At 61.6% G+C, this 15,134-nt stretch carries 10 protein-coding genes; all 10 read right to left on the bottom strand.

Features of this window, described 5'->3' with window-relative positions; all coding sequences use genetic code 11:
• Positions 1-102: 102 nt before the first annotated feature.
• The 10 genes from KGA82_RS07465 to KGA82_RS07420 are packed head-to-tail and all read right to left on the bottom strand — an operon-like array spanning position 103 to position 15,128.
• Positions 103-1,545: a vWA domain-containing protein gene (locus KGA82_RS07465; protein WP_223450045.1), complete on the bottom strand. Its 1,443-nt coding sequence runs from the start codon at positions 1,543-1,545 to the stop codon at positions 103-105.
• 56 nt (positions 1,546-1,601) lie between these two features.
• Positions 1,602-2,108 carry a hypothetical protein gene (locus KGA82_RS07460; RefSeq protein WP_008030533.1) on the bottom strand — a complete coding sequence of 169 codons (507 nt, stop codon included), beginning with the start codon at positions 2,106-2,108 and terminating at the stop codon, positions 1,602-1,604.
• Positions 2,109-2,112: 4 nt separating this feature from the next.
• Positions 2,113-2,844 (bottom strand): hypothetical protein, encoded by a 732-nt coding sequence (locus KGA82_RS07455; RefSeq protein WP_207284938.1) that lies wholly within the window; start codon positions 2,842-2,844, stop codon positions 2,113-2,115.
• Between the two features lie 34 nt (positions 2,845-2,878).
• Positions 2,879-4,423: an SUMF1/EgtB/PvdO family nonheme iron enzyme gene (locus KGA82_RS07450; protein WP_008030530.1), complete on the bottom strand. Its 1,545-nt coding sequence runs from the start codon at positions 4,421-4,423 to the stop codon at positions 2,879-2,881.
• Positions 4,413-5,636 carry an ABC transporter permease gene (locus KGA82_RS07445; RefSeq protein WP_008030528.1) on the bottom strand — a complete coding sequence of 408 codons (1,224 nt, stop codon included), beginning with the start codon at positions 5,634-5,636 and terminating at the stop codon, positions 4,413-4,415. The genes KGA82_RS07450 and KGA82_RS07445 overlap by 11 nt, the downstream gene beginning before the upstream one ends.
• Entirely contained in the window at positions 5,620-6,321 is a 702-nt protein-coding gene (locus KGA82_RS07440) for an ABC transporter ATP-binding protein (RefSeq protein ID WP_008030527.1), read from the bottom strand. The genes KGA82_RS07445 and KGA82_RS07440 overlap by 17 nt, the downstream gene beginning before the upstream one ends.
• A gap of 10 nt (positions 6,322-6,331) precedes the next feature.
• On the bottom strand, positions 6,332-8,323 hold the full coding sequence (locus KGA82_RS07435; protein WP_223450135.1) for a vWA domain-containing protein: 1,992 nt from the start codon (positions 8,321-8,323) through the stop codon (positions 6,332-6,334).
• A complete protein-coding gene (locus tag KGA82_RS07430) occupies positions 8,323-9,348 on the bottom strand; it encodes a hypothetical protein (protein WP_223434001.1) in 1,026 nt (341 codons plus the stop codon). The genes KGA82_RS07435 and KGA82_RS07430 overlap by 1 nt, the downstream gene beginning before the upstream one ends.
• Before the next feature lie 3 nt (positions 9,349-9,351).
• Positions 9,352-12,066: a putative virulence factor gene (locus KGA82_RS07425; protein ID WP_223450044.1), complete on the bottom strand. Its 2,715-nt coding sequence runs from the start codon at positions 12,064-12,066 to the stop codon at positions 9,352-9,354.
• On the bottom strand, positions 12,063-15,128 hold the full coding sequence (locus tag KGA82_RS07420; RefSeq protein WP_008037957.1) for a virulence factor SrfB: 3,066 nt from the start codon (positions 15,126-15,128) through the stop codon (positions 12,063-12,065). The genes KGA82_RS07425 and KGA82_RS07420 overlap by 4 nt, the downstream gene beginning before the upstream one ends.
• Positions 15,129-15,134 lie beyond the last annotated feature (6 nt).

Raw genomic sequence — 15,134 nt, 5'->3', positions numbered from 1 at the left:
TCCTACAGGACGAGCGGCGTCTCACTGATTTGTGAACGACGCTGGACCTGTAGGAGCGAGGCTTGCCCGCGAAGGGGTCACCGCAAATTACGGATCTGCCAATCAATCACACTTGGCGTTGCTCGACACTTCCTTGGTTGCGAGTTTCAACTGCTTGGCCAGTTCCGCCGCGTTGGTGCTGTTGTAAACCCGGCCTCCGGTGTTTTCAGCAATGCAGCGTGACGGGCCACCGGCACCGATTTTCACCACGTTGACCCGCAGGCGTGGTTGTTCCCTGGCGATTTGGCGGGACACCGCGCAAGCGTCTTTCTGGCAACCGTCCTCACCGTCGACGAACATCACGATCACGGCATCGTTATTACGCCCGTCGACGGTGCTTGCCGCGTAAGCCAGGCTGTCGGCCAGCGGTGTGCCGTCGTTGGGAACCAGGCCTCGAATCCCGTTGATCAGCCGTGGCCGGTCGCCAAACTTGAACACGCCCTGGTCCGGTGTGCGTTCGCAGCCGGCGAAGGTAATGAGGCGCGTGTCGATCTTCGGGTCCAGCCCGTTGATCATGCCGGCCAGCGAGTCCTTGGCGACGTCCATGCGGCTGGGTTTGGCGAAGATCTGCATGGTGCGGTTCGGGTCCAGATACTTGTTCATCTCATTGCCGAAGAACCAGTCCTCGTCGGCTTTCACCGACCTGATGTTCAAATCCATTGAGCCCGAGGTGTCGAGCACCACCACGAATTGCGGGATCTCGGCGTTCGGCGCTTTTTTGCGGCACGCGAAGTTGTCCAGCGTCGGTGCCGGCGGCGGCGGTGGTGGCGGCGGCGGGGCGGCCACCACAGGTTTTGGCGGCGGGACCGGTTTGGGGGCGGGCACTGGTTCTGGCTCTGGAACCGGTACGGGTTCCGGTTTCGGTTCCACTACAGGCTCCGGCTCCACTACCGGCTCGGGAACAGGCTCAACCGGTTTCTCGATCGGTGTCACCACCGGGGCGACCGGTTCGACCGGGACAACTTTTTCCCGGTGCATAAACCACCAGTAAGCCCAGAGCGCCAGGAGCAACAACAGCAGCGCCAGCAGTGCCGCGGCGATCCACCATCCACGGCGCGAAGGCGCCACGGCGGCCACCGGAGCCAGCGGAACCACCGGCGGCACCACCGGTTTTGGCGGGCGCTGGTTCCAGCGCACCACCAACGGCTCACCGTTGAGGCTGTAGAGTTTGTCCAGCTCGGGCGCGCCGAGCAGGCTGCGCAGGTCATCCGCTTCCGTGGGCTGACCGCGTTTTTGCAGTTCGTCCGCCAACTGTCCAAGGGACGTCTGACGCACTTCATAGGTTTCCAGCAATCGCCGTTGAGCGTCCTCGTTGAGGTCGGCATAGGGCGTGGGTTGGCCACCCAGTTCGGTCCACCATTCCAGCACCTCGCCGCTGCCCATTCGCGGGATGGCGAAGAGGCTGGAGACGGTCGGCGGAAAGTGTTTCTGGATGAGGGCGACTTTGGCTTGCAGCGCACTCATCCCCTCTGGTGTGGCTTGCGCATCCCTGATGACCCGCTGCATGACGTCGATTCCTGAAAAGGCTGCAGGCCTCCGGCGGGAGGCCTGCGGGTGAAAAGTTACTCTTCGTAACCGAGGCTGAATTGCAGTTGATTGACCTTTTTCTGCAGCGCCTTCAGTTGTTCCTGCTTGGCGGCCAGGGCCGCCTTTGAAGGCTTGGCCACCGGTGCAGTCTGCGAGTCCTTGAGCTGCTGTTCGAGCCCGGCGATCTGCTTTTGCACCTGGCTTTCATTGCCATGGCGCGCCTTCAGTGAGGTCAGCAACTTGCCCAGCGACTGGTTCAGTTCAGCCTGGGATTTCTGCTGGCTGGCCAAATCGGTTTTGGTGCTGAGCTGCTGGGCCTGAATGTTCTCGTACACCTGACGGAACATCGCGTTTTGCTGGCGGGACTCGGCCAGGGCCTGTTCCTTTTGTTTGACCTGATCGCTGTAACCACCAGAGTAGTCGCAGTTCATCTTGGTCAGCATGCTGCTGTCGCGATTGGTCGCATCGCATTCGCCCGGCTGGGTCGCGCAACCGCTCAAGGCGAGGACGGCGGTCAGGACCGCCAGTTGTCGTAACGTCATGTGCTTAACCCAGAGTGATTGCGGAGCGCTGGCTGTAGAGACCGTCGACTTCCTTCTGCAAGGCAGCGACTTTCTCGTTCATTTTCAGAATGCTCACATCCACCTGCTTCATCTCGGCGCTGGAGCCTTGGGCGCGTTCGGCATCGGCCACTTTGCTGTACTCGGTGACTTTTTTGCGCATGTTGCTGAGGTCTTTGCGCAAGATTGCGATGTTGTTGTCGATCTCGGCGATTTGCGTCTGGGCTTTGGTCTTGTCGACCTTTTTGCTGGCGATGTCCTGTTTGATCCTGGCGATACGCGCCTGGTCATCCTTGATCACTTGCTGAGCGGTCTCGGTGCGGGCAATCACATTGCGCGTGTCTTGCTCGACTTCGCTGTTCATCTTCGCCAGACGGGTGGAGGTGTCGGCGTATTCGCTGCGACGTTGATCCAGATAATAGTTCGCGCCCATGGCCACGCCACACGCGGTAATACCGGCGGCGATGGCGCAGACCGCCTTGTTGCTGCTGTTGGACAGCGCGCAACCGAGGATGCCGACACCGGCGCCGACGGCGCAGGCCTGGTAACCGGACTTGCTGAAGAACTCCGCGTCATTGCCCTGGGTCAGACGCGGGTCTGCGCCGTCGCTGCCGCCGAGCATCGAACTGCCGGTGTTGGCGCAACCAGTCAGCAACAGGCTGCCGGCAACGACGAATGCGATCTGTAGTTTGAAGCGAGTCCAAAGGCTGCGCGACATGGTGAAACTCCTCGATGACGGTGTTGACGTGTTGTTATTGAGTGACGGTCTTGCAGCTGGTCAGCCAGGCCTCAGTGTCGATCTTCTGTTTTTGCAGGAAGGTCTTCTGATTCGCCCAGTGCGTGCGCAAGTAGGGTTTGAGGTCCTGAAGCTGTTTGTTGCGAGTAATGATTTCTTCCATCACCGGAACCTGTGCCTCGAGCAGCGGCTGACCGTACAACGTCGCCGACTCCACCAGGCTGCTGGCGTAGTAACGGCTGAGTTTGTGCAGGCGATCCTTCTGCTCGTCGAGCTTGCCCTTGCGCATGTCGCAACTGGCGTCTTTTTCGGCGGCTTCGCAATTGAGCTTGTAGTTTTTCTGCAGGAAATCCACGTACTGGCCGTCGTCGAGCATCTTGGTGCACAGGAACGCACCCAGATTGAGGCTGGCGCGAATCGCCTGGTCGCGGGTTTCTTCCTGCTGCTGGTTGCTGGCGCGCAGCTGGTTTTCCAGGGCCTGGAGCTTTTCCTTGAGCGCTTTGTCTTCAACACCCGAGGCCAGCGTGTTCAGCGACTGAACCGTGCCTTTGTCGGCGGATTCGGTTTCCTTGCTGCCGGTGCCGAGTTTCTTCCAGCTGTTTTCGATGCTGGCCACGCGTTCGCGAGAGGTCAGGGTCGGCGAGACCAATACCAGGCGCAGGCCGGTGGTCTTGTTTTTTACCTGGCCTTCGGCGTTGTAGTACGGCTCTTCCTTGCGCAACGCGGTGCGCAGGTCGGCCTGGGCGGTCAGGTAATTGCCGCCGCGCACGACGTAGCCACCGGCCTGGCCATGCTGGCGGTCGAGTTTGTTCAGGCGAAACGGCTCGAACATCATTTCGTCAACGTTGCCGAGCATGTCGTGAAGGCCCAGCGGATTGGGCTTTTGCAGGCCGGACAACTGCAATTTGCCGTTGGACGATTGCGCCCCGGCAAACCACTCGTAAGCGTTGATGCCGTCGGGCATCGGGTAGCGTGTATCGCGGAATTCCGCCGCACCGACTTCCAGGCCACCGCGCGCGGCGAACTCCCACTCGACTTCCGTCGGCAAACGCAGGAAGCCCAGGGCGCCGTCTTCTTTCGGCAGCTTGCCGGCGGCGTTCTTGCGCAGCCACAGGTTGTACTTGTCAGCCGCTTCGACGGCTTGCACCCAGCTCACGGCCACTTGCGGCAGGCGCATCTTGGTCGCTGCGGTGGGGCAGGTTTCATCGGTCAGGGCGGCGTACTGCAACTGACTCATCTCGTACTTGGCCATCAGGTAGTAGCGGGATTTGTCGTTCTTGGCGCCGGTGAAACTGCCGGCGATAAACGTCGGTCGAGTCTGTTCGACATAGCCGTATTCCGCGCCGTCCTGACCGATGTTGATCGGGTAGTCGTCGAGCGGTCCGGTGACCGGAATGAACACCTTGCGAAACACCATCGAGCCTTCGCACGGCATCGGCAACACGACGTCGCTGGCTTCGGGCATCGGGTTGTAATACTTCTCTTCCCAGCCCGCCGCCGAAGCGTCGAGCAAGTAGCCCAGGCTCAGGGGCAACAGCAAGCCAAAACGTTTATAGCTCACGCAGACTCTCCGCAGGTTGGATGCTGATGGCGCGCACGGCGCCGATCACGGCCACCAGTGTAGCGACCAGAAAGGTCAGAAGCAGGGCGGCGAGGCCATGCCAGAGTGTGATGTGGCAGACAAAGGTGCCGGTGGCCTGGCTGCTGCCGAGCAAGTAGTCGAACAGATGACTGCCGACAGCGTAAAACCCCAATCCGCCGAGGTAGCCGGCCAGGCTCAGCAACAGCGCTTGCACGACCACGAAACCGGCGACCGCCGTGCGCTTGAACCCCAACAGGCGCAGGACCGCGAGGCTTTTGCGCTTGCGGTCGATGTTGGCCAGGAACGCGCCGACCATCGACGCCACACAGCCAATCAATGCCGCCAGGGCAATAACACCGAAGATCAGCCCCAGCACATGGTTGATGGCTTTGACGTTGTCGATGTCGGCCAGTCGGCTCGACGTCTCGATGTGTTGTTCGTTGAGCCAGCGCTCCAGCGGCGCCACTTGGTCGATGTCGTGTGCATACACGCGAGCGCGGGCATACAGCGGTTGCAGATCACCCAGAGGCTTGCCGGTGGTGATGCCGAACGCACTGACCTGATAGCCATCGCGAAAGCGCTCCAGGTCCAGCAGCAACGGCGGGGCGACAAACCCGGCGGCGCGGCCGAAACGGGCACCATCGAGAATCGCCAGCACGCTCAGCGACATCTCGCCGCGCTCATTCACGCCTTCCAGACGGCGCAGCACGCGCAGTTGCACGCGATCGCCGACCTTGGCCTGCAAGCGTTGCGCGGCGCGGGCACTGAGGATCACTTGATCGCCGGTGGGGTTGAGTTCCGGCAGGTTCAGTTGCGGGTCGCCGGGTTCGGTGGCGATGATTTCTGCGCCTTCGACGAAGCGTTGCATGCCGATCAGCAAATCCGCCTGGGTGTTGAGCGAGCGTGTCTGGCCGAGGGCAAAACCGGTCTCGGGACGCTGGCGCAGACGCTCGATCCAGGCACTGTCGTAGTTGCCGTTGCTGAGCATCTTCACTTCGAGGTTACGCGGGTCGCGCAGCAGTTCGTCCTGCAACTGGCTGACCACCCCGTGCTTGAGGCCGAACAGCAACAGCAACGGCGCGATCACCGCCACCAATGACGCAGCGATGCACAGCGACACCTTGCGGTCGTGCCACAGGTCTTGCAGGGCCAGGGTGCCCAGCAGGCGCAGTCGGTCAGTCCATCGGTTCAAACAGAGTCTCTCCCTGGCGGCTGATAGCGCCGAGTCGCGGCAAGCCGAAATCCTTCAACAAGGCCCAGTCATGGGATACCACGAGCGCACTCAGGCCCATGCTCGACACCAGGCTCAGCAGCAATTCAAACAGGCGCCGGGCGCTGTGCGGGTCGAGCGCGGCGGTCGGTTCGTCCGCTAACAGCAGCAGCGGTTCATGGGCAATGGCGCGAACGCAGGCCACGCGCTGGCGTTCGCCGATCGACAGCGCCTGCGGCTTTTTATCCAGCAGTCCTTGCAGACGCAATACCTCAACCGCGTGGTCGATGTGCGCGCTGTGTGCCGACATGCCGAGCAAACGGCGCGGCAGGCTGATGTTGTCGCGCACGCTCAGAAACGGCAGCAGGCCGCCACTTTGCAAAATGAACCCCAGATGCCGCGAACGCACCGCCGCCAAAGCCGGTTGATCATCCGTGGCAAGCAGTCGGGCGATGTCCTGATCCTGCGTTGCGCCCAAGCGAAAGCGCTCAAGCTCGACCGGTGCCAGCAGCAGGCCGATGGCCTCAAGCAATGTGCTTTTGCCGCTGCCGCTCTCGCCGGTGATGGCGAGGATTTCCCCGCCGCCGATCTGCAAGTGCGGCAGGCGCACGTGATGGGCCAGCGCGCCTTCACCACGGCGCACCAGCAGGTTCCTGATATCGAGCATGGGCGTCTCGTTAAGGCATCATTTCCAGAGGCACCGGGTACACGTTGTCCCGCGCATCGCTGTCCTTGGCCAACGCCACCCAACGGTCGACGTCAGCGTTGTAACGCTGGTAGTGCCGCAGTTTGGTGTTGAGCGTACGGATGAATTTCTCCTGCGCCAGACCGTCCCAGCTCTTCCAGGTCTCTTCATCCAGGTTCAGCACTTCGCTCTGGTACGGCAGGTCTTCGATGTACTCGCCGAGCACGCCCATGTCCGCCAGTTTGGCGTTGTTGTTCTGCTTGAGCTGGTTCGGATCGGCGCCCATGGTCGCGGCCACCGAGCGCAGGCGGTCGAACATTTCCGTCGGCGAAATCAAGCCTTCGTTGGCAGCGTCGAGAATTTTCTTCATCACGTCGCTCAAGTCGCTGAGCTGTGACTTGGTCAGCAACACCCGCACGTCGGTGGTGGGGATGTTCTGCTTGATCAGGTCACGGTCGGTGATCCACGCCTTGAACACCGGCGGGGACTTGCTGTTGTTCTTCTCGCCCAGATAGGCCAGTTGCATGGCGTGGCCGATCAGTGCGGCGTCCTCGAGCATTTTCTTCTCGGCCGGGTCCTGCTTGGCGTTCGCCGCGCTGCCGATGGCGTCTTCGCCCATGTAGGCGGCTTTCACCTGTGTAGTGATCGCGGTGGCCAGTGCGTCGACCTTGCGCCCGAACTCCTGCACATCACCCGCATTCACCGGGTAGTACAGCGAGGTGTTGGTGCCTGGGTAAGTCGACAGGTTCTGGTACTGCGCCTCGGCCTTGGCGTGATCCTTGACCCCGGCCGGGGTTTTCAAGTGCAAGGTGTAAATCGCCACGCCCGGGTTGGCCGCTTCAATGCGCACCTGTGCAGCGCTCAAACCGGTCTTCGACAGTTTGTCGTCACCTTCGATGGCGCCCGCGTCGGTGATCAACACCACGTAGCGCGCACCGAATTGGCTCCAGTCGACCTTGTCGATACTCTCCATGACGCCGGCAAAGGCATCCTCATCGAAGCTGCTGCTCGACACTTTGGCCTGTTTGAGGTCGGCGATCTTGGCGAAAAAGTCGGCGCTGTCTTTCACCTTGGTAGGGTCGGCGTACATCTTGGTGGTGTATTCCAGGCCCGGCACCGCCTGGGTATTGGAACGGAAAGCCACCATGCCGAACTTGACCTGCTTGCCGAGGTTCTGCGATTCGATCTGCTGATAAACCTTGCGGATCGCTTCGCGGGTACGGTCGATGTACGGGTCCATCGAAATCGTCGAGTCGATGACAAACACCACCGCCGCGCTGAATTCCTTCAGTTGGCTGGCGGCCTTGTCTTCGGCCTCTTTGCCGCCGGACGCATTTTTGCCGGCCGCGCCCTTGGTGTCTTTTTCGTCGGGCTTGCTGACCGATGCGACATTGAGCAGGCGCGTGCGAAAGCCCGCTTCGGTCATGACTTCTTCGCCGCTGAGCACGGGCAACAGGTAGAACTGCTTTTGCAGGTCGACGAAGTATTCAGGTTCTTCGGCCAGCACGCCGGGTGCTTGCTTGCCCTTTTTCAACGTGGCGCGCAGCGGGGCGACTTTGCTCACCGGGTCCGGTGCATTGAGAATGCCTTCGACCGTGGTGCGTTCCTTGAAGAACAGCAGCCGGTCGCGGTTGGCCGGGTTGGTGAAGGCCAGGGTCAGCTGCATTTTCCAGTCGGTGGTGCAGCTTGCAGGCAGCCAGCCAATGGTTTTGCCATAACTGTCGGGGCCGACTTTCAGCCACTCGGCGTTCGCCGCCTGGGCACGTTCGTACACGTAGAAACGGCTGAACACGGGTTGCGCCTCGCCTGCGGCACCCCCCGCCGTCGGGCTGATCTTGCAGCCTGGGGTGGTCAGCACACGTTGGAACAAGGTCTTTTTACCGGCCTGGATCAGCGGTTTGTCATCAGCCTGGGACAACGGGCTGATGCACAGCGCCAACAACGCAGCGCTGCTCAGCAGGAAACGACTCACGGGTGAACGCATCACTTCTGCAACTCCTCGAAACGCTGCTTGGCTTCGGCGTTGTTCGGGTCCTGGGTGAGGATCGTTTCGTACCAGTAGGCCGCGGTGGCGTTATCCGCTACCGGGAAGCACTCGCTGGCCTTCAGGTATTTCGGGTCGTATTCGCGGGCATAGGCGTTGGCGATCAGTGCGTCACCGGCCTGGGCACGGTTGGCGTACAGGCGCTGGGCGACACCGCAGTGTTTGCCGGCCTTGGCTTCGTTGATGATTTCCAGCAGCTTGGCGCTGTCGGGTGCCGCCTTGATGCAGGTCTGGACGAAGGTCAGCTCGGGCAGGCTGTTCATGCTTTCCAGCGTGCAGGCTTGTGCGTCGGCACCGGCCGGTGCGGCGGCCGCGACCGTCGGGGCAGGCGCCGGCGTGCGTTTGTAGAACCAGAACCCGGCCGCTGCTGCCAGCAGCAATACCAACACAAGCGCGAGGCCGAGCAGGCCTTTGTTGCTCTTCTTCACCGGTGGCGGAGCAGGCGTGTATTCGCGTTCGTTGGGCACCGATTCCAGTTCGATTTCTGGCTCGGCGGTGGGCAAGATCAATTCCGGCAGTTCCGGGATTTCCGGAATCTCAGGTGCCGGTGCAGCTGGCGCGGTCAAATCTGCGCCGCCATACGTCGAGCGCGTCTGACCACCCGCCGTGGACGGCAACAGCCCGACGCCTGGCCGGACCACGCCTTTGTCGGCATGCCCCAGGCTCTGCTCGCGCAGTTCGATCTGGAATTGCGAGTTGGCGCTGCCTTCCAGCAACGGGTCGACCACTTCCGGGCCGACCTGGGCTTCAAGAGCTTCGCCACTGGCGGCGACAGTGAAGCGCGAAACCTTGAACCAGAAAGGGTTGTTGCTCCAGGCCTGTTGGTCCTGGAGGTAGAAACCGTCCTGGTTACGCTGAATGGAGAATTCCAGCTGTTCTTCGCCACCCTGCCATTTCTTCACAGTAAGGCAGGCCCGGCCAGGCACATTGGGCTCTAAGGCGAGCAGGTCGACACGAATTGGCATTGCTTATCTCGCTGCGAAGGCTGTGAGCACTTGGCCCAGCCGTTCGTTCTGTTCAGGGGTGATTTCGCGACCGGCACCATGGCCGGCATTGTCCTGCGTGATACAGGCCAGGCCCGAAAGCCAGTCGCCGAGATACCGTTGCGCCTGGTTCGCCGGTTGCGGCGGCAACTCCGGCACTTGTCCCGGACCGATGTCGGTATAGAACGAGAACAAGGGCGCTTTGGCACCGGTCCGGCTAGGTGGGCGTTCGCTCACGGGTTTCTGGAGGTAGCCGAACCAGGACACGAAATCGCGCAGCACGCGTTGTACTTCCAGTACCTGGCGCTCGACCAGTTGATCGCGACGCGCACCGCTCTGGGCACGCTTGAGGACGGCGCGGCTCAGTTGCCCCGGCAAATCCTGGCGATAACCGGCAGTGATCAGCTCGTCGACCACCGCTTCGAGCAAAGCCTTTTCCAGTCCCAGCAGGTTGAGCAGGCTTTGCCGGGTGGTCAGTTCGCGCAAGTGCGCGACCCAGGCCTTGAAGGCCGCTTTGGCAAAACGGTGTTCGTTGCTTTGCAGTTCCGGGACCGGCGTGTGGGGCTTGCTGCTGGCCGGTGTGCTGTCGGGGCTGGCGTCATCGCCGAAATCGAAATCGAAACCGGCGTCGTTGCCGTACAGGCTCTGGCTCGGTGTCAGGGCGACCGGCTCATCGCTGACCGCTGGCTCGTCATCGGTTTCGTACACGCCGCTGAGGTACAGGTCGCGCACCTCTTCGCTCGGCATGTCGAGTTGATCGATGAGTTCGCCCAGCACCGCCGGGCGACGGCCCAGGGTCGACAGAATCATCTGCGCCTGGGCTTTCTTGGCAGCGGCGGCACCGTCACCGTCGGCGTGATACCAGGTGCTCAGACCGTGCGTGGTCAGGCCTTCAAGGCATTCGTCCAGCTGCTCGCGGATGCGCTGCAGTTTGAATTCGATATTGGCCACGCCCTTGAAACTGCCGCTGAAGTGACTGATGCCACCGTCATCGTTGCGCAGCATTTCTTTCCAGGTGTTGGCAGGATTGTTGACGTGTTTGCACACCAGCGCGTTGCTCGCAAAGCTTTCGCCCAGCGCATCGACGCGTTCCTGGTAACTGGCGTTGATCCCGGTTTCGGCGCCGCTGGCGTCCTGGACGATGAATGCCGCGTCCATGCGCGGTTTACGCACCAGGAAGGTGTTCTGGAATGGCGTGCCGGCCCAGTCGTTCATCCAGCTCAGGCTGCCGAAGCGCTCCAGCATGGTCAGCTTGACCATGCCGTTCCAGCTCTCGTCGTACTGATCGGGTGTCAGGCTCAGGGAGTTGGTGATGCGCAGGTCGAGCATGGTCAACGCCCAGATCAGACCAGTGTCGCGTTTGCTGCGAGCGGCCGCGTCGGCGCCCTGGGTTTTTTCGATCCAGCGCGTCAGCACCGGGCCAACGTCGTTGACGTCGCTTTGTTTGGTCGAGCCGGTGCACACCACCAGCGCGTTCATTTCCTGATTGTCGGTGTAGCGCTCAAACAGGTACGCGACCTTGCCGCGCAGAATCAGCTGCGAGACGGAGTTGTCCTTGGTGGCGGATTCCGGGTCGCTGGAGTTGGCGATCTCGTGCAGCTTCTTGCGTCCGCGATAGCCGGGGAAGTCGAGCAGATCGACCTGGTTGACGATGTCGTCGGCCGGGGCTTCGATCAGGCAGAACGTCATTTCCGCCGTGAGTGCCGCTAGTTGCGCGACAGGAATGCCCTGGCTGTTTTGCAGGCGACCGTCGATGCGTGGCCGCACGTCGATCGGCAAGTCCCGCGGGCTGCCGAAGCGCTCGAGGATGTCGACGTTCATGATGCTGTCGCGCTGGCTGTAAGTGTCGTTTTCGAAACTCACCAAGGCCTTCAACGGCGCGAATACGGTCTCGGGCAGGCCCAGCTTGTGCAGCGCGCCGGCCAGTTGCTGATACACACGCGTCAGCTCGCTTTGCTCACCCCAAAGAATGGCGAACAGCTCGGCACGTTCCTGGAAGTTCAGGCGTGGCGCGAGCTGCAAGGCTTTCGGCCAATACAGGTGCTCGAGTTTTTTCACCGAGTTACGGAAGTTGTCGCGCAGGTAATCCCACAACGACACCAGATCGTCGGCGCTGACACCCGGCTGCATCGGCCCGGTCTCGCGACCTTCGAACGGCTTGAGGACTCGCTGGATGCGTTCTTCGTCAATCTCGTAGGAAATCCGTTCAAGGTCGAAATCCTTGAACCAGGAGTTGGCGAGAATCTTCGCCAGCTCGATTTCCCTGAACAGCGTCAGCTCCACCGGGAAATCCGGGTCCTGGCTCGGTGTGGCCCGCCGGCTGAAGCGCGTCACCAGGCCGGTGGCTTCCTTGCCGCCACCCACCGGGTTGATGTGCTTGATGAAGTCCAGGCGCTGGCCGCCGAAATCGGTTTCCAGTTTGCCGTTCTGCCCGGCCGCGAGGGCCGAGATCAGGTAGGACTTGCCCGCCTGGGACAAACCGAAAAAGCCGATGGTCATCGGCGTGCAGGCCACGCGACCGAGGCTGTGGGCCAGGTTGCGGGCGCGATGCAGGCGGATGTTCAGGTTGTCGGCTTCGCTGTCCAGACGTGGCGCGTTGACACGGGTCTGGCCAATCCATTCCAGCGCCTGACCGGCACCTTCATAAACAGCGGCCCAGCGGGTAGAGAGCTGATGTTGATCGGGGGTCAGGTCATTCATTTGCGTTTCACACTTCCACTGTCGAGCCAGTACTTGGTCTCGCTCAGGCCGGCGTCGAGCATGGTGTTGAGTTCCAGCTCGAGGTCGCTGCGCGGGTTGAAGTTGACGTTGCTGCAGTTGGATTCGATGTTGCGTACCGAGAGGCGGTCGCTGACCAGATCCTGCTTGCGTGTGTACTTGTCCGCCGGTTTGACCTCGAAGCGCACCTTGAGCAGCGGCGCGCTGCCGTTTTCACCGATCGCACGGGAGAACTTCTCCCGACCGGCCTTGGTGAAACGCAAGGTGTACAGCGGCGAAGCGGCCCAGCGGTCGGCGGCCAGCTGACGGAAACCGAGGCGCAGATCGCCGCGCATTTCCAGCTGAGGTGTGTCGGCGGCGTCGCCCGTGCCGATTTCCGGCAGCTTGATTTTGTAGTCTTCGGACTGAATGTCGCGGTACAGCACGTCGGCATCCTTGATCACGTTGTTCAGGTCGATAACGCCGATGTTTTTGACCGTCGAATACGGTTTGAGTGCCGAAGCGCGGAAGTAGAAGTTCGGCACACTGTGGTTGGCGCACAACAGGCACAGCATCGCGCCGACCGAAGCGGTGCTTTTCGGGTCGTCGATGAGGCCGTTCTTGTGGAACGGGTACCAGCCGCCGGTGCGGTAGTTCTGCAACGCCAGGATGCGCCCCGGTGGCAGCGGCAACACCTTGCGGATGAACGCCTGAATGCCGGGCAGGCGCGAAGGGCGGCCGGTCAGCAGCAGGACGTCGCACGGGTAATGCGCGACCACTTCACACAGCGCACCGAGGATCTTGGTGATGTTGATCTGATCGTTGAGGAATGCGGCATGGAGCTTTTGCAGGTCGAAGCTGATCAACGAATCGTAGAGGTCAAAGGCGCTTTGGCTGCCGACATCACGACGCACGGCGGCATTGACGTAATCGAGCACGGTCTGGCTGATTGCGTTGTCGCCCAGCAATTGGCGGTACGTCTGGGTGCTCACTTCCTGCTGGTCTTGCGGGTCGTAATGCTCGTAGGCCTTGAGCAGCGCCAGGCCCAGCGGGGCGAATACCTGCAGGTTCAGTTGCTGGCGCAGGATCATGTCCTGGGCGCTGACCGATTCATCGCCACACAGCCGCGACATCAGCGAGACGGGCGATTTGACGCCTGAGATCTGCAAGGCTTTTTCGAAGCTCGGCAGGACGAAGTCCTGAATCACGTCCAGCAGAATGTCGTCGCCGGCCACTTTGAAGCCATCGCGAAAACGCTGCTCGGGCACGATGTGCACGTTGCTGCCGCTGCCGGTGTTGCCGGCGCGGTCGAGGCGATAGTCGGTGATCACCAGGTCGGTGGTGCCACCGCCGATGTCGATGGTCGCCAGGGTGATGCGTTCACGGTCGGTTTTGTCCGGCCGGGCGAGGGTGTCGAAAAACTCTTCCGGGTGCCCGGCGAAGTTCTCGTTGACCTCGGTGTACAGGTACACCAACTGGCCGCAGGAGGCTTCGTCCCATTCGACGCGGATGCTCGGGATCGGCGTGCGCGGGCTGACGGCCTGGTCCTGATGCGGATCTTCCTCACCGGCATGCCAGCCGAGGCTTTTCCACACCAGGCCGATGGCCTGCTGCATGCGTTCGTTGAGGATGCTGCGCTCGGCCTGCGGCATGCCCGGCGGCACGGTCAGGGTGATGCTGTTGAGCTGGCGCGGCACACGGGTGTGACCCTGGCGCGAGCGCTGGGCCGGGCTGTTGATTTGCGACAGCGCCTGGGCCAGGACCTCGGCGAGCATGAACGTCATCAGCGAGCTGCGCGAATAACGCGGCATGAACACCGGCAGACGATCGTCTTCTTCAAGACTGTAAAGCGCCTCGCCGGTTTCATTGATCAGGTGCGAGAACGGCGCGGCAGTGGCGTACGGCTCGCTGTCGGTCTTGATGTACGAGCAGTTGAAGCGCCAGCCGTGGCCGTAGGCGTTTTCGTCCCACAGGTAGCGTTTCGGGCTGGACAGCCCGGTCGAGCCTTCGGTGCCGCGACGACGGCTGGCCAGACGGCTGGCCTCGTTGCCGACACGGGCAATCGTCGCCCACTGGAACGCATCATGCCGGCCGCTTTTGACCGAGCAGTGGTCCTTGCCGAAATACGCCTGGGCGAATTCCACACGGCTTTCGAATGGCAGGTTGTAAGTGTGTTCGGGGGTGATCAGGTCGCGCAGTTCCAGCACGTAGTTCTGTTTCAACCCGGAACCGGCCTGACCGTGGTTCTCGATCAGAATGCCGCAGGTGCGAGAGTTGCCGACGTCCAGCACCAGGTCCACCGGAATCGGTTTGACCAGGCCATTGCTGTCGTTGGCAACCACCTTCAATTCAGGGATTTCAACTTTCGGCCGGGCAGTCGACTGCTCTGCCGCCGATGGCTTGCTCAGAAGGCTCAGCAAGTTGAGGTAGTGCGCCAAGTGATAGTTGGCGCGGATGTCGGTGTCCAGTTCTGCGCGCGAGCGGTGGGCATTGCCCTCGTTGAATACTTCCAGCAGCCATTCGTTGACCCACGGCTGGGCCAGGAACCAGCGGGTTTCGCTGGCCTTGGTCGCCAGTTTGAAGGACACGCCGGAACTGATGTCTTCTTCGTTTGGCGCCAGGTAAGCGGTGCCGTCACGCTTGGGCATCACGCGGCTGTCGAAGGCCATCGTCAGGCGGTGGGTGTTGCCGTCGATGTCGGGCGTCGCCAGTTTGACCAGGCGCATGCGCGACCAGTTGGTCGGGCCTTCGTCGAAGCGGTGCGGCGGCATGAAGCGGAAAAACGGGGTCGGCAGCCAGACACCGTCGAGCAGCTCGAGGCTGCTTTTCATGTCGACACTGAACGCCGGTTTGGCTTTTTCGACCTTTTCCGGCTCCGGCTCGTAGAAAAAGAAGTCTTTCTCTTCGTTGTATGACAGGCGGCAGATCAACCCGCTGATCATCGGCGCGAACTCGCCCGCCGGTTCTTTGCGAGGGTCCAGGCGCAGGGCGAAATCCATGAACTGGATGCCGGTGTCGCTGACCAGCGTGACGGTGTCTTCGAATTGGGTGACTTCAGGCAACATGTCGGG

Origin of the sequence: Pseudomonas sp. BF-RE-22 (genome assembly GCF_019956155.1) — a bacterium.
Classification (GTDB): Bacteria; Pseudomonadota; Gammaproteobacteria; order Pseudomonadales; family Pseudomonadaceae; genus Aquipseudomonas; species Aquipseudomonas migulae.
The sequence above is the reverse complement of the archived record's forward strand: the minus strand, read 5'-3'. Positions and strand labels throughout refer to the sequence as shown.

Coding starts and splice junctions, on each gene's coding strand:
- KGA82_RS07420 (WP_008037957.1), bottom strand. CDS start 15,128: ATGTTGCCTGAAGTCACCCAATTCGAAGACACCGTCACGCTGGTCAGC.
- KGA82_RS07435 (WP_223450135.1), bottom strand. CDS start 8,323: ATGCGTTCACCCGTGAGTCGTTTCCTGCTGAGCAGCGCTGCGTTGTTG.
- KGA82_RS07430 (WP_223434001.1), bottom strand. CDS start 9,348: ATGCCAATTCGTGTCGACCTGCTCGCCTTAGAGCCCAATGTGCCTGGC.
- KGA82_RS07465 (WP_223450045.1), bottom strand. CDS start 1,545: ATGCAGCGGGTCATCAGGGATGCGCAAGCCACACCAGAGGGGATGAGT.
- KGA82_RS07460 (WP_008030533.1), bottom strand. CDS start 2,108: ATGACGTTACGACAACTGGCGGTCCTGACCGCCGTCCTCGCCTTGAGC.
- KGA82_RS07455 (WP_207284938.1), bottom strand. CDS start 2,844: ATGTCGCGCAGCCTTTGGACTCGCTTCAAACTACAGATCGCATTCGTC.
- KGA82_RS07425 (WP_223450044.1), bottom strand. CDS start 12,066: ATGAATGACCTGACCCCCGATCAACATCAGCTCTCTACCCGCTGGGCC.
- KGA82_RS07440 (WP_008030527.1), bottom strand. CDS start 6,321: ATGCTCGATATCAGGAACCTGCTGGTGCGCCGTGGTGAAGGCGCGCTG.